This is a genomic window from Actinoplanes sp. TBRC 11911, assembly GCF_012933445.1.
Classification (GTDB): domain Bacteria; phylum Actinomycetota; class Actinomycetes; order Mycobacteriales; family Micromonosporaceae; genus Actinoplanes.
Map to the genome: position 1 here is coordinate 145,769 of NZ_JABBNC010000018.1, position 23,056 is coordinate 168,824.

Here is a 23,056-nt window from a genome sequence, read left to right on the forward strand (position 1 = left end):
GCCCAGGCAACTACCCGGATCGCGGTGTCGGTAATCAGTTCACCGTTTCGCGCATGCGCTGCTCGGCGGCCGCGCTGCGGATCACCATGAGGCGCAGTTCGAGCTCGTCGGAGACCATCGACGCCAGGTGCTCCAGAGCCTGCAGCTGCCGGCGGGTGGCGTCGCGCGGCTTGTTGTCGATCACGTTGACGGTGCCGAGGCGGTACCCGTCGTGGGTGCGGATCGGCGCCGCGGCGTAGAAGCGCAGGCCCAGGTCACCACGGACGAGAGGGTGCTCAAGCGTACGGGGATCGACCGCCGCGTTGTTGATCACGTACACGTCGTCCTGCGCGATGACCGACGCGCACAACCCCGGTTCCTTACCCACCTCCCGTACGCCGGCGAGCCCTTGACACGCGGCTAGCCACACGCGGTCCTGCTCGACCAGCGACACCGTCGCGATCGGAGTGTCGAAAATCGCCCCCGCGACGTACGCGATCCGGTCGTACGCCTCCTCGACCGGCTGATCGACCAGCCGGTAGCGGCGCACCGCCTCGAGCCGCGCCAGCTCCTCTGGCCCGACGTTGTCCAGGTATTCGTAGGCATCGGACGACACCGTCATGGCGAGCCCCTTCGCTATAGATCGCCGATGGTCACTGCGAGCCTAGGAACGCTTCAGCCCTCAATCAATGCTCCAGCCTGCCGATTTGCACTATCCCACCGATCGGGAACGCCGATGTCGCACAACCGGTGGGTCTTTCAGTGGTGACCTTCGCCGGTTTCCTCGGCCCAGACCCGCCAGTTGTCCAGCACGCCGTACAGCGACGGGGTCAGCCAGCCCGGCGCGGATCGGCGGAAGACGCCCGGGTCCATCCGGCCCGCGCCGCCGGGCAACGCGCCGACCAGGTGCGGCACCAATTCGCTCAGGTTGGCCCAATGCTCCAGGTCCGGTTCGGCGGGCCAGGCGCCGATCACCACCCCCGCCGGTACGCCTCGCCGGGCCAGCGCCTCGAGCGTCAGCGCGGTGTGGTTGAGGGTGCCCTGGCCGGCGCGCGCCACCACGATGGTGCTCGCGCCCAGCGTCGTCGCCAGGTCGGCCACGGTCCAGGACTCGCCGGACGGGCGGACACCCATCGGGACCAGAAGCCCGCCGGTGCCCTCGACCAGGACCAGATCGTGCTTGGCCGCCTCGGCGCGGATCGCGTCGACCACTTCGTACAGTTCCAGCGGCTTCATCGAGGCCACCGTGGCGGCCGCGAGCGGGGCCACCCGCTCGGGGAAGGACGCCAGCGTGCGGGTGGTGTCCGGGGAGGCCAGGCGGCTGATCACCTCGATGTCGCCGGGGGTGCCGGTCTGGCCGGGCTTGATGACCGCGACCCGGAGACCGGACGCCTGCGCGGCGGCCGCGATCGCCGCCGTGGTGACCGTCTTGCCGACCCCGGTGTCGGTGCCGGTGACCAGCACGATCCCGCGCCACTCGGAGCTGTCGGGTGGCTGCGCCTTGGGCTGAGCGGCCGGCTGCCGGGCATCCCCTTCGTCTGCGGGGGCGGTGTCGTCATCGGCGGCTGTCGGGGCTGACTCTTCGCCCGCGGCCGTCGGGCCCGGTTCGTCGTCGGCGGCCGTCTCGCCCGTCTCGCCCGGCTCGTCGTCGTCGGCGGCCTTCGGCGTTGGCCTTTCGCTGTCGCCCGCTGGGACTGACCTTCGGGCCGGCTGCGGGATCTCCGCCCCGGGGATCTCGAGCGCCGGCGCGTACAGCTCGGTCGGCTCGGCCAGGAACTCCGGCGGCTCGTAGATCGCCGGCAGCGCCACCACGACCGGCACGATCGGCAGCAGCACTCGCGGACGCGGGCGCTGCGCGAACCCCTTCGCCTGCGTGATCCACACGACGTTCGCCCCGGGCAGGCGCGTGGTCACGCCGGAGACGTCGGGGGAGGCCGCGGTGGTCACGCTATGGGCTCCACGACCACGTCAACTTCGATCACGAGTTAGGGAAACTATCACCTGTCGCGTGCCGGCCGTTGTGGTGGCGGTGGATCGCGGAAGGAACCACCGCCACCGCCCACCCGCTACTTGAAAGTTGCGGGAGCCTCGTCGTCGGCCGAGCGGTGCGGCCGCATCGGCAGCGTGAAGGTGAGCATCGAGCCGTCCCGGTCGATCTGGCCCGCGCCGAGCCGCCGCACGCTGCGCAGCATCGCCACGTTGTCCACGGCGATGTGCGCGATCAGCGCCGCGAACGGGCCGCGCTCGGCGTACGTCATCAGGCGCCGCAGCATCGCCGTGCCGATTCCGCGCCGCTGCCACTTGTCCTCGACCAGGATCGCGACCTCGCCCAGGTCGCCCTCGGCCAGCAGGTTCGCCATCGCGATGACCTCGTCACCGGCGACCGCCACCAGCGTGCGGCCGGTGGCCGGGGTCAGCATGCGGGCCAGCCGGGCGTCGGCGGGACGGCCCCCGCCCAGGTAACGGAGGCGCAACGTGTCGGCCGAACTCCGCTCGTGCAACCGGCGTACGTCCTCGAGGTCCTCCGGGGTTGCCGGCCGCACCAGCACCTCGGCGCCGTCCGGCATCAGCAGCGTGGCCGTCTCGTCCTGCTGGGCCAGCAGCGAACCGGCGAGTTTCACCAGCGCCTGCGCCCGGGCGAACTCGGCCGGCGTGAAGGCCGGCCGCGGCCGGACCACCTCGAACGAGCCGCCGGCCGGGTCGGCCAGCAGCATCCGGGCGTCCTCGAAGCCGGGCCGGTCGGGCGACGGGCGCCAGCGCACCTCGGCCGCGTCGAGCAGGTTGATCAGCACCTCGCCGAGCGTGTCCGGGTCGTGGACCAGACGCCCGGCCAGCGCGAGCGCCAGGGTTGGCTGGTCGGCCAGGCCCTGCGCCTGGGCGCGGCTGACGAACGCGTTCCGGCCGCGGCCCTTGGCGATCGCGGCCAGCAGGTCGTTCTCGGCCATCGAGTCCGGCGCGTCCACGAGGAAGTCGTCGACGGCGCCGCCCTCGGTCGTGTGCACCTGCACGGCGAGAATGTTGACCGCCTTCAGCGCGAGGCTCGCGGTGAGGACGGACAGGTAGCCGGGCCGGTCGTCCACGGTCGCTCGGATGCGCCACAGCGCCATCTCCGGCACCCCTCTCGGCGAGTCACGGAATCAATACCGAAACTCCAATAGTGCCGTGCGGCTGTTAAGCCAACGTTGCTTTGAACTGCGGTTTTACATGAGGAGGGTCACAGGTTGGCCGGTTCGCCGATGGTGTCCAGCCGTTCGCCCAGGATCACCGCGGCCGCTCGGACGAGTTGCGCGATCCGATCGACCTCGGTCACATGGAACGCGGCTGCCGGCAGGCCGTCCTCGTCGGCGCGCGCCACCACGAGCACCAGTCCACCGCGACCGAACGGCACCATCGCGTACCGGGTGCCGTCCGGCCCGACGAGCGGCCGGGCCCGTAACGGGGTCACCTCGGGCAGCCGTAACGGGTTGGGACTGCGCCAGCTCGCGTACGCCACGACAGGTTCCGCGTCGCGCCGGGCCGCCCAATCCGGGGACACCACCGCGGCGGCCGACCAGTCCGCGGCGAGCAGCCCCGGAACCGCGTCGACGAGCGTCGCGAGCCCGTCGGCCGGGTTCGCCGCCACCTGCGCGAGCAGTTCGGCGTCGCCACCCACCGAAACCGGGGTGCCGATCGCCTTCCAGACCCCGTCGACCTGGACGCCCGGGATCGCAGCGAGCCCGGCGAGCAGCCGCTCGACGCGGGACGCGCCCGGCCAGACGACGGTGAAGTCGTCCACCGCCCGGCCGCCGAGGCGTTCCAGCACCACGACCTGGACGATGTCGGCACCCGCGACGCCGAGCGTGCGCGCGACCTGGCCGAGGGCGCCAGGACGGTCCGGCAGAGTGACGCGAACCCGCAGCAACATGAATCCTCCCGTCTCGGGGACAACAGGCGTCCAGCCTGCCAATACGGCGTTACGCGGGGGTTGCGCCACCGTGTCCCGGCCGTCAAGCCTAGGGCCACCCGCGACCCCACGCGACGGACAACCTGCCCCCATGCCGACCGATCCGGACGCCCCGCCGTTCACCCGTTCAGCCGAAATTTCACGCGACGCAACGAAAAATCCGATTCATCCGCCGGGGGGCCATACTCGGGTGCTGGGTGCTGGGTGCTGGGTGCTGGGTGCTGGGTGCTGGGTGCTGGGTGCTGGGTGCTGGGTGCTGGGTGCATGGCCGGGCTGGGCTGGGTACAGGGCCGGGCCGGTTGGGATGCGGGCCGAGCCGGGTGGGATGCCGGGCCGGGTCGAGCCGGGGGGATGCCGGGCCGGGTCGAGCCGGGTGGGATGCCGGGTCGAGCCGGGTCGAGCCGGGTCGAGCCGGGCCGCGCCGGGCCGCGCCGGGCCGCGCCGGGTGCGGGCGGGGCCGGTGGGATGCCGGGCCGGGCGGGATGCCGGGCCGGGCCGGTTGGGATGTGGGGCCGGGCCGGGCCGGGTTCGGGGCCGGGTGCAGGGCTGGGTCGGGTGGGATGCCGGGCCGGGCCGGGCGGGATGTTGGGACGTAGGGCCGGGCGGGATGCGAGGCGGGGCCCAGTGCAGGGCCGGGCCGGGCCGGGTGCGGTCCTGGTCGACGCTTGGGCGGTGAGCCTGGCCGCGATGGTGTCCGCGGCCTGGCCGGCATGCCCAGCGGGGCCGGTGCGCGTCCATTAAGGTCGAGGACGTGATCTGTCGGGCCTGCCAGGAGCGCCGCCACGAAGACTGTCGTGGCCGCTCGTGGTGCGACTGCCAGCACAAAAAGGTCGAACCGACCCCGCCGGTGACCGGGCCGGCCGGACCGTGACCGCGTTCCCGGCGTGGCCCTCGACGCCCGAGGGTCTGGTCGATCTGTATCCGCGCAACCAGGATCCGACGCTGCGGGTGAACTTCATCGCGAGCCTGGACGGCGCGGTCACCGTCGACGGACTCTCCGGCGGCCTGCACGGTCCGGGCGACAAGGAGATCTTCGACTCGCTGCGCATGGTGTGCGACGCGCTGATCGTCGGCCGCAGCACGGTGGTGGCCGAGAACTACGACGCCCTGCGCCTGGCCGGCCCCGCCCGTGCGTGGCGGCGCGAGCACGGGCTGTCCGAGTTCCCGCTGATGGTCATCGTCTCCGACACCCTCGACGTCGACCCCAGCCAGCTCGTCTTCGCCGACGCGCCCATCCCACCCTTGGTGATCACCCACGCCAAGGCCCCGGCCGCCCGGCTGGCCGGCATCGCCGAGGTGATCGTCACCGGCGACGACAAGATCGATCTCACCGTGATGATGACCGAGCTGCACGCCCGAGGCGCCACCCAGCTGCTCTCCGAGGGTGGCCCGCGCCTGCTGGGCCATCTCGCCTCGGCGAACCTGGTCGACGAGCTCTGCCTGACCATCTCACCCTTGCTGGTCGGCGGCGGCCCCGGCCGCATCGCAACCGGCGCGCCGGGCATTCCCCACCGCATGTCCCTGCGCCACGTCCTCTCCCAACAGGACATGCTCTTCTTGCGCTACGCCCGCCCAGTCAGCTGACCAGGTAGCCCCGAGCTGAGCTCCCGCGGCGCCGGAGATCCCCGACTCCGCCGCTGGCCGCCCGGCCGAGTTGGGCAGCCACGGCGTAGGTCGCGGCCGATCAGGATGGCAGCCGCCCCTTACGGTGTCCGATTCGCCTGCTTGGACACACTTCGACCGCCCCGGGGCAAGTCGGCGCCCACGCCGCGCTCACCGCGTTCTCACCATGCGGACGTGGACGCCTGCATGGTGTAACTGTTCAGCTGGTTCCGTCGGCCGGGAGTCCCCGTGCGAGGCGGCGCCGCCAGGTCCGGGCAGGTCCCAGCTCCCCACAGTGGCCGCCCCACCCGGGCGTGGGGAGTCGCGACGCCGAGGAGGTTGCGGTTGCCCACACCGCAGCCACCCCCACCCCCCGTGTGGGCAGCCGCGACACCGAGAAGGTTGCGGTTGCCCACACCGCAGCCACCCCCACCCCCCGTGTGGGCAGCCGCGACACCGAGAAGGTTGCGGTTGCCCACACCGCAGCCACCCCCACCCCCGTGTGGGCAGCCGCCACGAACGGAAGGTCCCGGCTCCCCACAGCGACGGCCCGCGCAGGTCCGCCGCGCAAGGTCAACTCATCGGAGCGTGAGCGGCGCGAGAAACAGCTGAACAGTTCCGCATGGTGGACGATCGTCCGAACAGGACGGTCACTTTGCCCGTGTTCAGCAGCTTTTGAGACGGCGGTTCGGCGACCGATTTGGAGACCTTGGAGAGTTACGCCCACATACGAGCCACAACTCTCCAAGGTCTCCAAATTAAGCTGAATTCCTGAGCAAGGCGGCGTCGCATGCGGTCAAAGTGAGAGGCACCGAGTCGCCGATTGCGGGAGGTGCAGGCCGGGCGCACTACCGCGACTGGCGGCACAGAGCGTGACCAAACGCCCCGCCCGCATGGCTGCCAAGCGTGCCCGTCCGCACGGCGCGACCGGACCGCAGGCGGCGACAGCACACCCGCCACCCGATCCGCACGGCGCGACCGAGCGCAACACACCACCCCGCTCCGCCACTGGCCGATCGGCCGGAAACGGGTCGGTCGCGGGCGCGCCTCCACAGGGTGACCAAGATCTTGTGCATAACTCTGTGGATGACCCCAAGAAGTTGTGGACAACTCATGCCAACCCACGGCTGGTGCGGGTTCTGTCGTACCCCTGAGGCAACATGATCGGCGTGTCTGACGAAACTTCCCCCGTCGGCCGAGTGCTCGGCACCGCGGATGCCACGCCGTTGCAGTTCTGGACGGCCGTGACTCCGGGGGAGTACCTGCAGCTCGACGACGTCGTGGTGACCAAGCGTGACCTGCCGGACAGGGAACCGGTGACGATCGCCGGGGTGGTCACCCAGGTCCGCGCGCGCCACGAGGGCGCCCAGTTCGATTCGGACGTCTTCGCGATCGCCGAGGGCACGCTGCCCGCGCTGGTCCAGGAAGCGGCCGAGATCACCACCACCCGGGTCGATCCGGAGCTGTACGTGCCGCCGTCCCCGGGCGCGGTGGTGCACCGGGCCACCGGCGAGGCGCGCGACGCGGCGCTGCACTTCGACCGGATGGAGCGGCGCATCCCGATGGGCACCGGGCGCGACGGCGTGCCGGTCTTCCTCAACGCGGACTTCCTGGACGGCACCCGCGGCGCGCACGTGTCCATCTCCGGCATCTCCGGGGTCGCCACCAAGACCAGCTTCGCGACGTTCCTGCTCTATTCGGTGTTCCGGTCGGGGCAGCTCGGCGCCGACGGCACCAACGCGCGGGCGCTGATCTTCAACGTCAAGGGCGAGGACCTGCTGTTCCTCGACCACCCGAATACGAAGCTCGACGAGCCCACCGTCGCGGCGTACAAGGGGCTGGAACTCCCGGCGAGCCCGTTCGCCGACGTCCGGGTGTACGCGCCGCCCCGGGCCGGCGACTCGACCGGCACGCCCGACGTGAGCAGCCGGCTGACCGGCATCGACGCGTTCTACTGGACGCTCGAGGAGTTCTGCGCGACCCGGCTCCTGCCGTACGTGTTCGCCGACGCCGACGACGAGCGCCAGCAGTACACGATGGTCGTCCACTCGGTGACCGCGCACCTGCACCGGCACGCCGTGCCCGCCGAGGGTGGCGTCAGCATCGACGGCCGCCGGATCTCCTCGTACGGGGATCTGGTCGACCACATCGTGGAGCAGCTCACCGACGACGAGACCAGGTCCACCTGGGCCGGCAGCGCGGTGAACATGGGCACCGTCAACGCGTTCGCCCGGCGGCTGATCGGCAGCAAGCGCGACCTCTCCCGGCTGATCCGCGGCGACCTCGCCCAGCGCCGCCCGCACCAGATCAAGACCGCAGAGTCCGCCCAGGTCACCGTCGTCGACCTGCACAACCTGCCGGACCGCGCGCAGCGTTTCGTGGTGGGCGTGACGCTGAAGACCGAGTTCGAGGAGAAGGAGAAGGCCGGCACCGGCCGCCCGCTGCTGTTCGTGGTTCTCGACGAGCTCAACAAGTACGCGCCGCGCGAGGGCACCTCCCCGATCAAAGAGGTGCTGCTCGACATCGCCGAGCGCGGCCGGTCGCTCGGCGTGATCCTGATCGGAGCGCAGCAGACCGCCAGCGAGGTGGAACGCCGCATCGTGACCAACTCGGCGATCCGCGTGGTGGGCCGGCTCGACCCGGCCGAGGCGGCCCGCCCGGAGTACGGTTTCCTGCCGCCCGCCATGCGCCAGCGCGCGCTGCTGGCCCGGCCCGGCACCATGTTCGTGAACCAGCCGGACATCCCGGTCCCGCTCACCGTCGAGTTCCCGTTCCCGGCGTGGGCGACCCGGAAATCCGAGTCCGGGCCGCCCCCGTCCGACACGCTGCGCTCGATCGTCCAAGGGGCCGATCCGTTCGCGGTGGTGGGTTCGTCCGACGACGACATCCCGTTCTAAGGTCTGAGCGATGCGGATTCTGCACACGTCCGACTGGCACGTCGGGAAGGTCCTCAAGGGCCGCAGCCGGCATGAGGAGCACATCCGCGTGCTGGCCCAGGTCGTCGACATCGCCAAGGCCGAGAAGCCGGACGTGGTGATCGTCGCCGGTGACCTCTACGACACGGCGGCGCCTACCGCGGACGCGACCCGGGTGGTCACCCGCGCGCTGTCCGCCCTGCAGCGCACCGGGGCCCAGGTGGTCGCGATCGGCGGCAACCACGACAACGGCGCGGCGCTGGACGCGTTGCGGCCGTGGGCCGACGCCGCCGGGGTGGTCCTGCGCGGCTCGGTGGGCGGCGATCCCGGCGACCTGCTGGTCTCCGGCGAGACCGCCGGCGGCGAACGCTGGCAGCTGGTCACCCTGCCGTTCCTCTCCCAGCGGTACGCGATCCGCGCCGCCGAGATGTACGAGCTGACCGCGGCCGAGACCCAGCAGACGTACGCCGACCACATCGCCCGGTTGATCGCCCGGCTCAGTGAGCGGTTCGCCGATCCGGGGGTGGTCAACCTGCTGACCGCGCACCTCACGATCGTCGGGGCGAGCGCGGGCGGCGGCGAGCGCGAGGCGCACACCGTGATGGGGTACGCGGTTACGGCCACCGTCTTCCCGCCGAACGCGCACTACGTGGCCCTCGGTCACCTGCACCGCGCCCAGCAGGTGATCGCGCCCTGCCCGGCGCGTTATTGCGGCAGCCCGCTGGCGATCGACTTCGGCGAGGAGGAGAACGTCAGCTCGGTCGCGATCGTCGACGTCAGCGTGGACAAGGCGGCCCGGGTCCGCGACGTCCCGATCACCGGGGCGCTCGCCCTGCGCACCGTGCGCGGCACGCTCGACCAGCTGGCCACGGTCAACCTGCCGGACGCGTGGCTGCGCGTCTTCGTGCGCGAGACACCCCGGGTCGGCCTGCGCGAGGACGTGCAGGAGCTGCTGCCCAACGCGCTCGAGGTGCGCATCGACCCGGACATGATCCCGGACAAGTCGGCGCGCATCGCCCAGCGGCAGGGCCGGTCGCCGCGCGAGCTCTTCGGCGACTATCTGGACAGCCGCGGCACCGCCGAGGACGGCGTCCGCGAGCTTTTCGACGAGCTGTACGACGAGGTGAGCAGCACAAAATGAGGAGCACCCGGTGAGGCCACTACGGCTGGACATGAGCGGGTTCACGGTGTTCCGCGAGGAGACCACCGTGGACTTCAGCGACGCCGACTACTTCGCGCTGGTCGGGCCCACCGGCTCGGGCAAGTCGACGGTGCTCGACGGGATCACCTTCGCGCTCTACGGGACGGTCCCGCGCTGGGGCGGCGCCCGCGGTATCGCGAACGCGCTCGCCCCGTCCGCGGCCGAGGCCCGGGTGCGGCTGGTCTTCGAGTCGGCCGGCGACCGGTACGTCGCCACCCGGGTGGTCCGGCGCGACGGCCGCGGCAACGTCAAGACCGCCGGGGCCGGGCTGCAGCTCATGCCGGCCGGCTTCGACGTGACAAAGCTGGACACCGGCATGGACCTCGAGGACCTCGGTGAGGTGCTGGCCGGCACCCCGGCCGAGATGGACGAGGCGGTGCTGCACGCGGTCGGCCTGCCGTACGAGCAGTTCACCAGCTGCGTGGTGCTGCCGCAGGGCCAGTTCGCCGACTTCCTGCACGCCAAGCCGGCCACCCGCCAGCAGATCCTGGTCAACCTGCTGGGCCTGCACGTCTACGAGGAGGTGCAGACCCGGGCCACCACGCGCGCGAGCACCGCGGAGGCCAAGCTCGGCGTGGTCGACCAGCAGCTCGAGGGCCTGGCCGACGCCACCGACGAGGCGGTCGAGACGGCGGAGAGGCATCTCGCGAGGATGCGCGAGCTGGTCGCCGAGGTGGAACGGGCGGTGCCCGGGTTGCGCGCCGCCCGCGAGGCCGAGGCGAGCGCCGCCGCGGCCCGCGACGCGCTGGACGCCGAGTTGAAAGCGCTGGCGGACGTGCGTACGCCGGACGGGATCGAGGCGACCGCCGGCGCGACGGCGGCGGCCAGGGCGAGCGCCGACGAGGCCGCGGACGAGGTCCGCACGGCCGAGGAAACTGAGGAGAAGGTGCGCGGCGAGCTGGCCGCGGCCGGCGACGCCGGATCGCTGACGCTGATGCTCGACCGGCACGCCGAGCTGGACAGGCTCACCGGGCAGGAGGAGTGGTTCGCCGGTGAGGTGTCGGTGGCCGACGTCGAGGCGAAGGACGCGATCGCCGCCGCCGAGCTCGCGCACAACGCCCACCTGGGCGCCACCGAGCTGCTCGAACAGGCACGGCTGCACTACACCGACGCGCAGCGCCAGGATCGCGCCGCGGCGTTGCGGGCGCATCTGGTGGCGGGCGAGGCGTGCCCGGTCTGCGAGCAGCTCGTCGGCACGGTCCCGGAGATGCCGGCGGGTTCCGCGGTGCGCGCCGCCGAGGACGCCGGCAAGAAGGCCCGCGCCGCCGCCGAGGCCGCCGAAACCGCGTGGAAGCAGCGCGACGCGGTGGCCCGCAAGCTCGAGGGCAACCTGGAACGTAAGCGCGCCCAGCACGAACACCACCTGACCCGGCTCGCCGAGGTGCGCGCGGTGCTCGCCGACGCGCCCGGCGTCGACGCGATCAAACAGCAGCTCGCCGAGCTGACCTCGCTGCAGCGCCGGCTCGACCAGGCCGCGACGCACGTGCGTACGGCCCGGGAAGCGCAACGCAAGGCCCAGCGCGCGGTGGCCGTGGCCGAGGAACAGCAGCGCACCGCGTGGCGCGCGTTCGACCAGGTCCGCGACGCGGTGGCCCGGTTCGCGCCGCCACCGGCCGACCGCGACGACCTGGCCGGGGCGTGGACGACGCTGGTCGGCTGGGCGCGCGGCGAGCACCGCGCCCGGTCCACCCGCCGCGACGAGGCCGAGGCGGCGGTCGTGGCGGCCCACGAGGGCACCGCACGGGCGTACGGGGAAATGGGGTCGATCTTTCTCGAGGCCGGGGTCGAGCTGCCGGCCGCGAAGAACGACACCGACCTGGTGCGGGCCGCGGCGGTGGCGGCCGAACGCGCCGAGGCGACCTGGACCCGCGTGCAGGACCGGCGCGAGCGGGTGCGCGAGCTCAGCGAGCAGCGGATGACCCTGCAGCGCGAGGGACGCGTGGCGAAGGCGCTGGCCGGGCACCTGCGGGCCAACAACTTCGAGCGGTGGCTGCTGGAGGAGGCGCTGGACCTGCTGGTCGCGGGCGCGTCGCGGATCCTGCGCGAGCTGACCGGCGGCCAGTACGACCTGGTGCACGACAAGGGCGAGTTCTATGTGATCGACCACCACGACGCCGGGTTGCGCCGCGCGGTCCGCACGCTGTCCGGCGGCGAGACGTTCCAGGCGTCGCTGGCCCTGGCCCTGGCGCTGTCCGAGCAGCTCGCGGGCATGTCGACGACCGCGGCCAGCCTGGAGTCGATTGTGCTGGACGAGGGTTTCGGGACGCTCGACGCGGCGACCCTGGACGTGGTGGCCGCGACGCTGGAGAACCTGGCGGCCCGCGGCGATCGCATGGTCGGGGTGGTCACGCACGTGAACGCGCTGGCCGAGCGCGTTCCGGTGCGGTTCGAGGTGCACAAGGACGCGCGTACGGCGTACGTGGAAAGGGTTGGTCTGTGACCAGGATGTTCGTGGACGCGTGGGACCCCTCCTACGGTTCGTCGTTCGAGGGAGCGTCCGAGGCGGACGGCCCGGCATCGCCGAGCAGCGCCCAGGTCGACACCGACGTGGAGGTCCCCGCGGCCGAGTGGGCGCCGATCGACGTGTCGCCGTCGGTGCGGGCGCCCTCGGTGGTCTTCCTGGTCGACGGCGTGCGCCGCAACGACGCCGGGCTGTGGACGTCGGAGGAGGACGGCACCTCGTACGCGGGCCTGGCCGCGTCCTATGCCGCCGGAGTGGTCCGCTGCGACCTGGGCAAGGGCGCCGCGTCGCTGGTGGGTGCCCGGGTCGCCCGCGGCCTGTTCACGGCCAGCCCGTCGGCCGGTGACGTGCAGGCCGGGTCGGTGCGCTACGAGATACATCGGATCTCCGGCACCGGGGAGGCGAGCAAGCTTCCGGCGGCCGTGCAGGCGCCCCTGACCGCCCTAGAGATCGATATTTCGGCGGCGGCCCGCGACGGCGGCTCGGACGGGACGGATCTGCTGGTGGTGGACGGTCCGTTGCGCAACCGCCGGCAGTTGCCGCGCACGATCGGCTACGTGAAGACCCAGCAGAAGCAGTATCTGCCCGGCCCGTTGACCGCGGTGGTCACGGCGCTGAAGCCGGGCCAGCGCACGCCGGTCTTCCATCTCGGCACGGTGTGGGGCGGCTGGTCGTGGTATTTGCGGCTGCCCGGCGCGTCGGGAGCGCCCTGGTCCGGGATCGTCCGGCTGGAGTGCTCGCCCGATCTGACCCCGGACCAGGCGATCGAGCTGGCCGAGATCTCGGTGGTGACGTTGCCGCGGTTCGCGTCGTCGGCCTACAAGGACCCGCGGGCGCCGCAGAACCTGGTGCCGATCGCGGGCTTGGAGCGCCGCCTGCGGGGCATGCTCGGCGACGCCCGGGTCCTGCACCGGGCGCTGACGCTGGCCACCGTGCGGGGCCGCTGAATCAAGGGCCGTTGAACCAAGGGCCGTTGAACCAAGGGCCGTTGAACCAAGGGCCGTTGAACCAAGGGCCGTTGAACCAAGGGCCGCTGAATCAAGGGCCGCCGAGGCGTGCAAAACGGACGGATCGGAAAGGTCCACTGCGGAGATTGCGCCCACCGCAGATCCGGCGCAAGCCGCGGAACGGTCTCAATCGGACGTGGGTGGGTCGAGACCGCCCGAATGGGGGACGCACCTCGTCCGAACGGCCAACCCAGCCTTAGGGCAGTCTTTCGGGAGCGCTCCCAAATCGCGTGATCGGAACGCTGTGAGAGCGCGTGCCTACGTAGCGGTAACGTCACACCGCCGGTGCGTCTCCGCAGCTCAGCACGGCATTTCGTGGCGCCCGCGGGACTGAGTATTATTCCGGCGACCCGCCCATCATATCGGCGCAGATTGATGCCATGAGATCAACTGCGCCGAGCCTCGCGAGGCCCCCCACGCCACTCGGAGGACCGTTGAGAACGCTCGCCGCGGAATTTCTTTCGTCTGCATTAATCCCAGCCGGCCTTCCCGCCCGTACTAGGGGCGACGGGGAAAGCTCCGGGTGGAGGTATCGATGCTTGCGGTGGCCGTTGACCGGCCGGGCGGGATGCGCCTGATGAGTCAGTCGCGTTCCGGTGGACGGTGGCAGTCTCTCGACGGAGGCCGTAGTGCTGACGAAAGTGGTTCGGTGATCCCGCGGCAGGCCCCCCGCCATGGTGCGGCGGAGACCGGCAGCAGCGCGAGTCACGAGGACACCCTGGTCCGGATGCTCTACGAGGAGCATGCCGGCCCGTTGCTGATGTTCGTGCTGCGCCTGACCGGCGGCGACCGGCAGCGCGCCGAGGACATCGTGCAGGAGACCCTGCTCCGGGCCTGGCGCAACGCGCACCGGCTCGGCGCCCAGGGCCAGCAGTCGCTGCGTCCCTGGCTGGTCACCGTCGCCCGGCGGATCGCGATCGACGATCACCGGAGCGCGAGCGCCCGTCCCACCGAGACGTACGATCGAGAGCTGGAGAGCTTCCCCAGCACATCGGACGAAACGGATCGCGTTCTCCAGTCGATGACAGTCTCCGACGCGCTGCGTGAGCTCAGCCAGTCGCATCGGGAGATCTTGATCGAGACGTACTTCCGGGGCCGCACGGTGCCGGAGGCGGCGGAGAAGCTGAACCTGCCTCTCGGTACCGCTAAGTCACGGGTGTATTACGCGTTGCGTGCGCTGCGGACAGCGTTGCAGCAGCGGGGGGTGACGGAATGACCCAAGAGGACCACTTCGATGTGGCGTCGTACGCGCTCGGCGTGCTCGACGACCGGGATGCCGCCCGGTTCGAGGACCACCTGATCGAGTGCCCGCGCTGCGCGTACGAGCTCGAGTCGTTCGTGGAGGTCGCCGATCTGCTGGCCGACGTCGACGCGGGCGCGGTGATCGCGGCGGAGGAGACCCGCCAGGAGGGCATCGTCCTGCAGAAGATGATGGGTGAGGTGCGCCACGACCGGCACCGCGCCCACAGCCGGCGGCTGTATTCGCTGGCCGCGGCCGTGGTCGTGTTCGCCGTCCTGTCCATCGGCGCCTTCTTCGTCGGCGGCCAGGTCCGCGGCGGCGGTGGCGAGCCGCCGTCGACCAACGCCAACGCGAACCCGGCGGAGCAACGCGGCAGCACCCAGCTCGACCCGCTGCCGGCGACCGACGGCGGCGTCGCCATCGGCGGCCCCGACCTGGCCGGCCAGCGCTACGAGAGCACCGACCCGCGCACCGGCGTGTCCGCCGCGGTCGGCCTGGAGAAGAAGGGCTTCGGCACCCAGATCTCCTTCGCCATCTCCAACATCACCGGTCCGAAGGTCTGCCGCCTGATGGTCGTGCACACCGACGGCACCACCGAGCCGCTGTCCTCCTGGACCGTCGGCACCCAGGGCTGGGGCACCGCCGCGAACCCGGAGCCGCTGCTGCTGCAGGCGGTCACCGCGACGCCGCGCGAGGACATCGCGCACGTCCAGGTTCAGGAAGTCGCCGCGAACGGTTCCGGCGAAACGTTGGTACGCGTTCCGTAATCGATTCGTCACGCAAAAAGCCCGGCCGATGGCCGGGCTTTTTTTGGGTCCTTAGAAGAAAGCCGTGGTCAGAGGGTTCGGGCAAAAAACTTGGAATAGTAGTTCAACCGATCCGCCATCTTCCCCGTACTACTGCCCGGAAACGCCAAGAGCCGATTCTGCTGGAGGGCCAGTGGTACCGCATAAGCGAAAGATGGTCGTCGTCGGTGGCGCGATCGCCGCGGCACTCACACTCGCCGGCTGCGCCCCGGCCGGGGGCGCCGATTACGGAAACGCGGCCGAGCCCGCGGCCGACACGGTCGTCGGCACGGCCGGTCCCTCGGCCACCAGCGACCCGGTCGCGGCCGCGGATCCGGACGCGACCGCGCCGCCCGGCTCCGACGACGCCGCCGCCCTACCGGCGGACAAGACCACGGACAAGCTGACCGGCACGTCGGTGAAGAAGATGGGCCAGGTCATCGAGAACGAGGACGGCTACGTCCTCTACCGCTTCGACGCCGACAAGAACAAGCCCGCCAAGTCCACCTGCGTGGACGACTGCGCGAAGGTGTGGCCGCCGGCGCTGACCAACGACGGCAAGCCGACCCTCAAGGGCGTCGACCCGAAGCTGGTCGGCACGGTCGCCCGCGCCGACGGCACCAAGCAGCTCACCGTCAACAACTGGCCGGTCTACACGTACATCGGCGACAAGAAGCCCGGCGACTGGAAGGGCCAGAACGTCGGCGGCAAATGGTTCGTGATCAAGCCGGACGGCGCGAAGAACCTCACCTGCCTGCCCGCCATCTCGAAGCCGGTGGCTCCGCCCAAGGACGATTCCGCGGACGCTGGAACCGATTACAGCTACTGACTTAAGCGCAATTTAAGAATTCGCTAAAGAAAACGCGGTTCCGGAGGTAGAAAAGAAATGGTTCCCGCTCGCATCCTGCGCCGAGGCTCGCGCTGGCTGATGGGCACGACGGCAATGCTCGTGGCATTCCTGTTGGTCCCGGTCGGACCGGCACGAGCCGACGACGCCGAGCCGGGTGTGCCGGTGCCCGCGACGACCTTCAAGGACTCGGGCGCCGGCTCGGTCACCGCCGCGGACCGCGACTTCGTCATCCGCGTACGGCTCGCCGGCCTCTGGGAGATCGACGGCAGCAACCAGGCCATCGAGAGGTCGGACGACCCGCGCGTCGTCAACATCGCCAAGTCGATCGCGGCCCAGCACGTCATCCTCGACAAGCTCGACCGCGACGTGGCCAAGAAGCTCGGCATCGAGCTGCCCAACAAGCCGAACACCGACCAGCTGTACTGGCTGAGCGAGATGCGCACCGCGCCGACTCCGGAGGCCTTCGATCAGGTCTACATCGACCGGCTCCGGGCCGCACACGGCACGATCTTCCCGGCGATCGCGACGATCCGTGCCACCACCCGCAACGACTCGGTCCGCCAGCTCGCCCAGCAGACCAACCAGTTCGTCATGACCCACATGACCCTGCTGGAGAGCAGCGGAATCGTCGACTACGGCTCTCTTCCGACAGCTCCGCCGCCGAAGCCGGCCAACGCCGGTCCGGTGCCGGTGGACGGGCAGATGGTCCGCGCGGCCAGTGCCAGCAGCAACGGAATCCCCGGGCTCAACAACACAGTGATCCTCGTAGTTCTAGCCGCCGCGCTCGTGGCCGGCGTCATCACGACCATGCGTATCTTCCGGGCGCGGTAGCCCCCAGCCACGCCTCGGTCGCATCACAGAAAGGTTCACCCCATGCGAAGGAAGTACCGGCGCGCATCGAGAAACACGGGATGGTTCAGCGGTAAACGCCGGATCGTCGCGGTGGCAGGCACGCTGGTGGTCTTCGCCGGCATCGTGACCGTCACCCAGGTCTCCAACGCGTCGACCACCCGCAACCAGAAGAAGGCGCTGTCCGCGTGCGACAACATCAGCACGCCGCCGCCGCCGAAGCTCTCCACCAAGACCAAGAAGGGCACCTGGCAGGAGAACGGCGTCACCCAGCACGCCGACGACGGCGCCGGTGAGACGGTGAGCGCGACTCAGCTGCGCGACCGCTGCCGCGACTGGGTCATGCACCACGTCGGCAACAACGGCGGGGGCGGTGGCGGCCAGGGCCGGCCCACCAAGACCACGGCGACCCCGGTCAGCGACCCGACGACGTCGGCGAGCACCGACCCGACCGAGGGCACCGACCCGACCGAGGGCACCGACCCGTCCGAGTCGGCCAGTGCCGACCCGAGCCAGTCCGCCGGTGACGACAACGGAGGCCAGAGCGCCGACCCGACCGAAGGCACCGGCAACACCGAGGACCCCACGCCGGCGCCGTCCGACACGTCGACCACGCCCCCTCCGGGCAACGGCCTCGACATCCTCACCAACAGCTGCGACACCAGCCAGCTGCCGCCGCACGACGGCTTCCAGGTCGGCAACCGCTGCGTCTCCACCGAGTTCGGTGAGGTCGGCGTCGCGGCGAACAACCCGTCGCTGCTGATCACCAAGGCGCCGCGCTCGGTCAAGGTGAACACCGCGTTCGAGCTGACCGTCAGCACCCGCAACCTGCTGCGCGACCGGTTCCTCGCGGCCGGCAAGGGCGGCTACTACGTGGAGAGCTCGGTGCTGACCGCGGACGGCATCGTCCACGGCCACTTCCACACCGCGTGCCGCATGCTGGCCAACACCAACGAGGCGCCGGACCCGGCCCCGGTTCCCGCGTTCTTCGTGGCGACCGAGGACAGCAAGGGTGGCAAGACCCCGGACTCGGTGGTCATCTCGGTGCCGGGCATGCCGACCGCGGGTACCGCGCAGTGCGCCTCGTGGGCGGGTGACGGTTCGCACCGTATCCCGATGATGGAGCGCGCGAACCAGACGCCGGCCTTCGACGCGGTCCGCGTCACGGTCCGCAACTGATCGTGGAGTAGCCGAGCAGCACCGCAGCCGGACCCGGACCGCGGGGCGAGGACGCCGACACGGACTCGCCCCGCCTCGGGACCCCCCGCCGGCTACCAGCGGTGGTCGCCCTTCCCCCTGATGGACGACGCGGCTGCTCCAGGCGAACCGGACCACTCGGGTTGTCCGGTCGCCCCGCAGAACCGATGGCCCTGGCCGGGAGCGCGGTCAGGGCCATCGGCATGCCCGCGGCCAGGGTGGGCAATCCGGCGGCGGGATGGCACCCTTTGCGGGTGACAGAACGCCGGTTGACCCCGCCGGAGCGGTACCACTTCGGCGCATCCGTCGGCCCGCTTCTGGTTCCCTCGTACGACCCGAGCGGGTCATTGCAGGGCAGCGACTTCTGGCTTGCTTCCCGTACGCCTGAGGGCCCGGCCACCCTGCACCTGGCGCGCGTGGCCGGCGATCTGGTCGCAACCACCTACGGTCCGGGCGAGGGGTGGCTGGCCGAGCGGGCGGACGCGTTCGCCGGCCTGCGCGACGACGTCACCGGCTTCCTCGACCTCGCCGCCCCGAACCGGCTGGTGCACCGGCTCGGGCGCACGTTCGCCGGCGTCCGCATGCCCGCCACCGGCCTGTTCTTCCGCAGCGCCCTGCAGACCGTCCTGGAGCAGAAGGTCGCCGGCAAGGAAGCCCATCGGGCGTACCGGAAAATCGTCAAGCACTTCGGTGAGCCGGCCCCCGGCCCGGCCGAGCTGCTGCTGCCGCCCGACCCGGCCGTCGTCGCCGCGACGCCGTACTGGGTGTTCCATCCCTTCGGCGTGGAGCAACGCCGCACCCAGACCCTGCAGCGGGTGGCCCTGGCCGCCGCCAGGCTCGAGCAGAGCCCCGACACGGCCGAGCTGACCCGGCGCCTGCTCACGATCCCCGGCGTCGGACCGTGGACGGCGGCCGAGGTGGTCCGCCTGGTCTTCGGCGACCCGGACGCGGTGAGCGTCGGCGACCTGCACATTCCGAACACGGTGAGCTGGGGGCTGGCCGGTGAGCCCCGCGGCACCGACGAGCGGATGCTCGAGTTGCTGGAGCCGTTTCGCGGCCATCGCGGCCGGGTATGTGTGCTGCTCGCGCTCGGCGGGTTCGGCGCGCCGAGGTTCGGACCGCGCATGCCACTCCGTTCGTTCGCGCGGTTCTGAACGGCCGGGACACCAGGTTGACGGTAGGTTGTTTCCCTCAATGATTGATTTGTCCCGGGGGCGTTGAGATGGGTGGCACAGGCGGAGAAATCGTCCTGGTGCTCGTGCTGGTGCTGGTCAACGCCGCGTTCTCGGGCAGCGAGATGGCACTCGTGTCGCTGCGCGAAAGCCAGGTGCAGCGGCTGGAACGAGAATCCGGCGCCGGACGGGTGCTGGCCCGGCTGAGCCGCGACCCGAACCGGTTTCTGGCGACCATCCAGATCGGTATCACGCTGGCCGGGTTCCTGGCCTCGGCGGCCGCCGCGGTATCGCTGTCCGAGCCGCTGGTGCAGCCGTTGAGCTTCCTCGGTTCGGCGGCCGAGCCGGCCGCGATCGTGATCGTCACGGTGCTGCTGACGTTCGTCACGCTGGTGATCGGCGAGCTCGCTCCGAAACGGATAGCGATGCAGCGCCCGGAGGGATGGGCGCTGCTGGTCGCCCGCCCGCTGGACTGGTTGTCGAAGTTCTCCCGGCCCGCGGTGTGGCTGCTCGGCGCCGCCACCAACCTGCTGGTGCGGCTGGCCGGCGGCGACCCGGCGGCGCAGCGCGAGGAGGTGACCACCGAGGAGATCCGCGACATGGTGGCCGCGCAGCAGGACTTCTCGGCCGAGCAGCGCACCATCATCAGCGGCGCCTTCGAGATCGCCGACCGGATCCTGCGGGAGATCCTGGTGCCCCGGCGCGACGTGCTGACGCTGGCCACCGGGACGCCGGCGAAGGAGGCGCTGCGGCTGCTCATCGACGCCGGGCATTCGCGCGCGCCGGTGGTCGGCCCGGCCGGCCTGGACGACGTGATCGGCATGGTCCACCTGCGCGACCTGGTCGACGCCGACGGCACGGTGGACTCGCTCGCGCGTCCCGGGTTGTTCCTGCCGGAGACGCTGCGGGTGTCGGACGCGCTCAAGGAGCTCCGCGGCGAGCGACAGCAGCTGGCGATGGTGGTCGACGAACGCGGGGCCATCGACGGGATCATCACGATGGAGGACCTGGTCGAGGAGATCGTCGGGGAGATCTACGACGAGACGGACCGCGACGTGGCGGCCGTGATCAAGGAGCCGGACGGCGCGCTGCTGCTGCCCGGCTCCTTCCCCATCCACGACCTGCCGGACATCGGCCTGCACGACGAGTCGGACGCCCACGAGGAGGGCGACTACACGACAGTGGCGGGGATGGTGCTGGCCGCGCTGGGGCACATCCCGACGGCTCCGGGGGAGGTGGTCACGCTGCCGGAGTTCACCGCCGAGGTGGTCGAGGTGACCGGCCGGGCCATCACCCGCATCCGGGTCCGCCCGATGGCCGAGTCACCGGCGTAACAACTCTCAGCGCGTTGGTCGTGCCCGCTGCCGCACCGCCTCATACAGCACGACAGTGCCCGCCGCGGCAGCATTCAACGAGCTGGCGGCCCCGGTGATCGGAATGCGCACCGTGACATGGGCGGCGTCGCGCCACGCGGCACTGAGCCCCACCGTCTCGTTCCCCACCAGAATCGCCGTAGGCCCGGTCATATCGTGCTCGTCCACATCCACCCGGCCGTGCTCATCGGTTGCCACAATCTGCACACCACGTGGCAAAAGCGACAAAGCGCCCTCAACGCTGTCGGCCGTCAAAACCGGCAAAGCGAACAAAGAGCCGGTCGACGCCCGCACCGCCTTCGGGTCGTACGGATCGGCCGCATGCCCCGTGATGATCACCGCCGACGCCCCGAACGCGTCCGCCGACCGCACCAGCGTCCCGACGTTTCCCGGCGTCCCCGGCCGATCGAACACCACCACGAGCAGATGCCGATCCGCCATGATCGGGGCCGACGGTGCCATCCCCACCACGGCGATCAGCTCGGCGTCCTCTTTATCGGCCAGCTCGGCCACCAGCTCCGGCGACATCGCCACGGCCCGCGCGCCGGTCCGCGCCAGGACATCCCGGGCCCATCCCGATAAAGCGCGACGATCCGGGTATATCAGGTCGCGGATCTCCCAGCCGTACTCGACCGCGAGGCTGATCGGGCGTACCCCTTGAACCAGAAACTCTCCCGCGCGGTGCCTCTTGGTGCGGTTGGTCAGAAGGGCCTGCCACTGCTGAAAATTGGCGTTCCGCGTACTCACCCGCAAAGCCCTGGACACCGCAGCGACGATACCGGGTCACAATTGCTGTGCGAGGAGGTGACCTCCATGCACACTGGCGGCGTGGCTTTCACCCTGACGATCGACTGTGGCGGCGGCGGCATCAAGGGCTCGGTGCTCGACGAGTCGGGCACGATGCGTGCCCAGCCATTGCGCGTCCCCACGCCGTACCCCCTGCCGCCCGACCTGTTCGTAAAGACGCTGGTGCAGCTCGGCGAGCGTTTACCGAGCGCCGACCAGGTCACCGTCGGGATGCCCGGCATGCTGCGGCACGGCGTGGTGGTGGCGACCCCGCACTACGTGACCCGCAGCGGCCCGCGCACCCGCGTCGACCCGGAACTGGTCGACGCCTGGCACGGCTTCGACGCCCGCACCGCCCTGGAGGACGCGTTCGGCCTGCCCACCCTGGTGCTCAACGACGCCGAGGTGCACGGCGCCGGGGTGGTCGCGGGCACCGGCTGCGAACTCGTCCTGACCCTCGGCACCGGCCTGGGCTGCGCGCTGTTCGACGGCGGCCGCCTCGCGCCGCACCTGGAGATGTCGCAGGCGCCGGTGCGGTGGGGCATGTCCTACGACACGTACATCGGCGAGCACGAACGCCGCCGCCTCGGCGACGCCCTCTGGTCCCGCCGGGTCCGCAACGTGGTTGAGGGCCTGCGTCCGGTGTTCCTCTGGGACCGCCTCTACCTGGGCGGCGGCAACTCCCGCCTGGTCACCCCCACCCAGCTGGCGCGAATGGGCGACGACGTCGTGGTCGTTCCGAACACCGCCGGCATCGTCGGAGGCGTACGCGCCTGGGCCTTGGACACCGCCCGCTGACATGCCGCCGAGCCCAGCCGCCCTGCTGCTCGACTTCGGGGGTGTCCTGGCCGACGCCCCGCACCAGGAGCGCTCGGCCCCACCGGAACTGGTCCTGCGCATCTACAACCTCACGAAGGGCGCCCTGCTGCCCGGCGAGATCCAGCGCTCGCTGACGAGGGGAGCGGCGGCGTACGCGCGCTGGCGCGACGAGGACTGGCCGGACGAGCTGACCCAGGCCGAGGTATGGGAGCGTTTCATCCTCCCGGGCTGGCCGCCGGCGGCGCAGGTCCCGGTCCGGGGAGCGGTCCGCCGCCTGAGCTACGACTGGGCGTGGCGGCACAATTGGGCGGTGCGGCCAGGCATTTTTGAGGCGCTGGAGGCGGCAAGGGAGCGCGAGATCCCGATGGCGGTGGTGAGCAATACGCTGTCCGGGGCGGCGCATCGGGACTTCCTGGCCCAGGTAGGGGCGGGCACGTTCTTCAAGGCCCAGATCTACAGCAACGAGGCAGGCGTCCGAAAGCCGAACCCCCAGATGATCTGGAACGCGACCGACGAGCTGGGCGTGCCCCCGCAGGCGTGCTGGTTCGTCGGCGACACGCCCCGCCGCGACATCGCCTGCGCCCGCCGAGCAGACGTGGCCCGGGCGATCCTGATGCGCTCTCCCCGCACCGACCGCGAGCCCGACGCCCCGGACCTGAAGCCGGACGCCGAGATCGCAAACGGCTTCGACCTGCGGGACCTCCTTTCCACAACCACATAGCCTTCCCCCGTACGAGGCAGCGTCTGGTCCCCGCCCAGCGGGTCCGGCTCTCTGCCTGCTCCAGGCCGTCCGCCGTGTTCCGGCCGTCCTGCCACCCCAGCCGGTTTTCTTTCCGCCCGCGGCTGGCTCACGGTTGGTCGGGTGGACTTTCCTACG

Annotated in this window: 19 protein-coding genes; 14 read left to right on the forward strand and 5 right to left on the reverse strand. The window is 71.1% G+C overall.

Translation table 11 applies throughout. The annotated features are described in order from the left end of the window. Nucleotides 1–34: 34 nt before the first annotated feature. The 4 genes from HH310_RS23965 to HH310_RS23980 form a co-directional block, all read right to left on the reverse strand. Nucleotides 35–601: a GAF domain-containing protein gene (locus tag HH310_RS23965; RefSeq protein WP_169177864.1), complete on the reverse strand. Its 567-nt coding sequence runs from the start codon at nt 599–601 to the stop codon at nt 35–37. Between the two features lie 137 nt (nt 602–738). Beyond that, nucleotides 739–1,446 carry a dethiobiotin synthase gene (bioD, locus tag HH310_RS23970; RefSeq protein WP_169177897.1) on the reverse strand — a complete coding sequence of 236 codons (708 nt, stop codon included), beginning with the start codon at nt 1,444–1,446 and terminating at the stop codon, nt 739–741. 599 nt (nt 1,447–2,045) lie between these two features. Then, nucleotides 2,046–3,086 (reverse strand): GNAT family N-acetyltransferase, encoded by a 1,041-nt coding sequence (locus tag HH310_RS23975; protein ID WP_169177865.1) that lies wholly within the window; start codon nt 3,084–3,086, stop codon nt 2,046–2,048. A gap of 107 nt (nt 3,087–3,193) precedes the next feature. Then, complete coding sequence (locus HH310_RS23980) at nt 3,194–3,883, reverse strand: amino acid-binding protein (protein WP_169177866.1); 690 nt, start codon at nt 3,881–3,883, stop codon at nt 3,194–3,196. Between the two features lie 843 nt (nt 3,884–4,726). Here HH310_RS23980 and HH310_RS23985 point away from each other — a divergent pair. The 12 genes from HH310_RS23985 (at nt 4,727) to HH310_RS24040 (ending at nt 20,535) form a co-directional block, all read left to right on the forward strand. Beyond that, nucleotides 4,727–5,506, forward strand: a complete 780-nt coding sequence (locus HH310_RS23985) for a pyrimidine reductase family protein (protein WP_169177867.1) — start codon at nt 4,727–4,729, stop codon at nt 5,504–5,506. 1,178 nt (nt 5,507–6,684) lie between these two features. After that, on the forward strand, nt 6,685–8,421 hold the full coding sequence (locus tag HH310_RS23990; protein ID WP_169177868.1) for an ATP-binding protein: 1,737 nt from the start codon (nt 6,685–6,687) through the stop codon (nt 8,419–8,421). A 10-nt stretch (nt 8,422–8,431) separates the two neighbouring features. Next, nucleotides 8,432–9,580, forward strand: coding sequence for an exonuclease SbcCD subunit D (locus tag HH310_RS23995; RefSeq protein WP_169177869.1), 1,149 nt, complete (start codon nt 8,432–8,434; stop codon nt 9,578–9,580). 10 nt (nt 9,581–9,590) lie between these two features. Then, entirely contained in the window at nt 9,591–12,080 is a 2,490-nt protein-coding gene (locus tag HH310_RS24000; protein ID WP_169177870.1) for an AAA family ATPase, read from the forward strand. Next, nucleotides 12,077–13,048: a hypothetical protein gene (locus tag HH310_RS24005; protein ID WP_312034284.1), complete on the forward strand. Its 972-nt coding sequence runs from the start codon at nt 12,077–12,079 to the stop codon at nt 13,046–13,048. The genes HH310_RS24000 and HH310_RS24005 overlap by 4 nt, the downstream gene beginning before the upstream one ends. Nucleotides 13,049–13,643: 595 nt before the next feature. Beyond that, nucleotides 13,644–14,324 carry a sigma-70 family RNA polymerase sigma factor gene (locus tag HH310_RS24010; RefSeq protein WP_169177871.1) on the forward strand — a complete coding sequence of 227 codons (681 nt, stop codon included), beginning with the start codon at nt 13,644–13,646 and terminating at the stop codon, nt 14,322–14,324. Further along, nucleotides 14,321–15,115 (forward strand): anti-sigma factor, encoded by a 795-nt coding sequence (locus HH310_RS24015; RefSeq protein WP_169177872.1) that lies wholly within the window; start codon nt 14,321–14,323, stop codon nt 15,113–15,115. Before HH310_RS24010 ends, HH310_RS24015 begins: the two co-directional genes overlap by 4 nt. A gap of 193 nt (nt 15,116–15,308) precedes the next feature. Beyond that, nucleotides 15,309–15,962 carry a hypothetical protein gene (locus tag HH310_RS24020; protein WP_211192526.1) on the forward strand — a complete coding sequence of 218 codons (654 nt, stop codon included), beginning with the start codon at nt 15,309–15,311 and terminating at the stop codon, nt 15,960–15,962. 57 nt (nt 15,963–16,019) lie between these two features. Then, nucleotides 16,020–16,814 (forward strand): DUF4142 domain-containing protein, encoded by a 795-nt coding sequence (locus HH310_RS24025; protein ID WP_248294342.1) that lies wholly within the window; start codon nt 16,020–16,022, stop codon nt 16,812–16,814. Nucleotides 16,815–16,856: 42 nt separating this feature from the next. Continuing rightward, nucleotides 16,857–18,011: a Pecanex-like protein 1 gene (locus HH310_RS24030; RefSeq protein WP_169177874.1), complete on the forward strand. Its 1,155-nt coding sequence runs from the start codon at nt 16,857–16,859 to the stop codon at nt 18,009–18,011. A gap of 221 nt (nt 18,012–18,232) precedes the next feature. Continuing rightward, a complete protein-coding gene (locus HH310_RS24035; RefSeq protein WP_169177875.1) occupies nt 18,233–19,183 on the forward strand; it encodes a DNA-3-methyladenine glycosylase 2 family protein in 951 nt (316 codons plus the stop codon). Nucleotides 19,184–19,251: 68 nt separating this feature from the next. Further along, nucleotides 19,252–20,535, forward strand: coding sequence for a hemolysin family protein (locus tag HH310_RS24040; RefSeq protein WP_169177876.1), 1,284 nt, complete (start codon nt 19,252–19,254; stop codon nt 20,533–20,535). A 6-nt stretch (nt 20,536–20,541) separates the two neighbouring features. On the opposite strand, the gene HH310_RS24045 is transcribed toward HH310_RS24040, so the two are convergent. Next, a complete protein-coding gene (locus tag HH310_RS24045) occupies nt 20,542–21,339 on the reverse strand; it encodes an RNA methyltransferase (protein ID WP_169177877.1) in 798 nt (265 codons plus the stop codon). A gap of 63 nt (nt 21,340–21,402) precedes the next feature. Here HH310_RS24045 and HH310_RS24050 point away from each other — a divergent pair, with 63 nt between their 5' ends. Next, nucleotides 21,403–22,158 (forward strand): ROK family protein, encoded by a 756-nt coding sequence (locus tag HH310_RS24050; RefSeq protein WP_169177878.1) that lies wholly within the window; start codon nt 21,403–21,405, stop codon nt 22,156–22,158. 1 nt (nt 22,159) lies between these two features. Then, nucleotides 22,160–22,900, forward strand: a complete 741-nt coding sequence (locus tag HH310_RS24055; protein ID WP_169177879.1) for an HAD family hydrolase — start codon at nt 22,160–22,162, stop codon at nt 22,898–22,900. The last annotated feature ends 156 nt before the right edge of the window (nt 22,901–23,056 follow it).

Bases quoted from the DNA above. Each gene is read 5' to 3' on its own strand.
- HH310_RS23965 (WP_169177864.1), bottom strand. From the start codon at position 601: ATGACGGTGTCGTCCGATGCCTACGAATACCTGGACAACGTCGGGCCA.
- HH310_RS23975 (WP_169177865.1), bottom strand. From the start codon at position 3,086: ATGGCGCTGTGGCGCATCCGAGCGACCGTGGACGACCGGCCCGGCTAC.
- HH310_RS23980 (WP_169177866.1), bottom strand. From the start codon at position 3,883: ATGTTGCTGCGGGTTCGCGTCACTCTGCCGGACCGTCCTGGCGCCCTC.
- HH310_RS23990 (WP_169177868.1), top strand. From the start codon at position 6,685: ATGATCGGCGTGTCTGACGAAACTTCCCCCGTCGGCCGAGTGCTCGGC.
- HH310_RS23995 (WP_169177869.1), top strand. From the start codon at position 8,432: ATGCGGATTCTGCACACGTCCGACTGGCACGTCGGGAAGGTCCTCAAG.
- HH310_RS24010 (WP_169177871.1), top strand. From the start codon at position 13,644: ATGCTTGCGGTGGCCGTTGACCGGCCGGGCGGGATGCGCCTGATGAGT.
- HH310_RS24015 (WP_169177872.1), top strand. From the start codon at position 14,321: ATGACCCAAGAGGACCACTTCGATGTGGCGTCGTACGCGCTCGGCGTG.
- HH310_RS24020 (WP_211192526.1), top strand. From the start codon at position 15,309: ATGGTCGTCGTCGGTGGCGCGATCGCCGCGGCACTCACACTCGCCGGC.
- HH310_RS24025 (WP_248294342.1), top strand. From the start codon at position 16,020: ATGGTTCCCGCTCGCATCCTGCGCCGAGGCTCGCGCTGGCTGATGGGC.
- HH310_RS24030 (WP_169177874.1), top strand. From the start codon at position 16,857: ATGCGAAGGAAGTACCGGCGCGCATCGAGAAACACGGGATGGTTCAGC.
- HH310_RS24035 (WP_169177875.1), top strand. From the start codon at position 18,233: ATGCCCGCGGCCAGGGTGGGCAATCCGGCGGCGGGATGGCACCCTTTG.
- HH310_RS24040 (WP_169177876.1), top strand. From the start codon at position 19,252: ATGGGTGGCACAGGCGGAGAAATCGTCCTGGTGCTCGTGCTGGTGCTG.
- HH310_RS24055 (WP_169177879.1), top strand. From the start codon at position 22,160: ATGCCGCCGAGCCCAGCCGCCCTGCTGCTCGACTTCGGGGGTGTCCTG.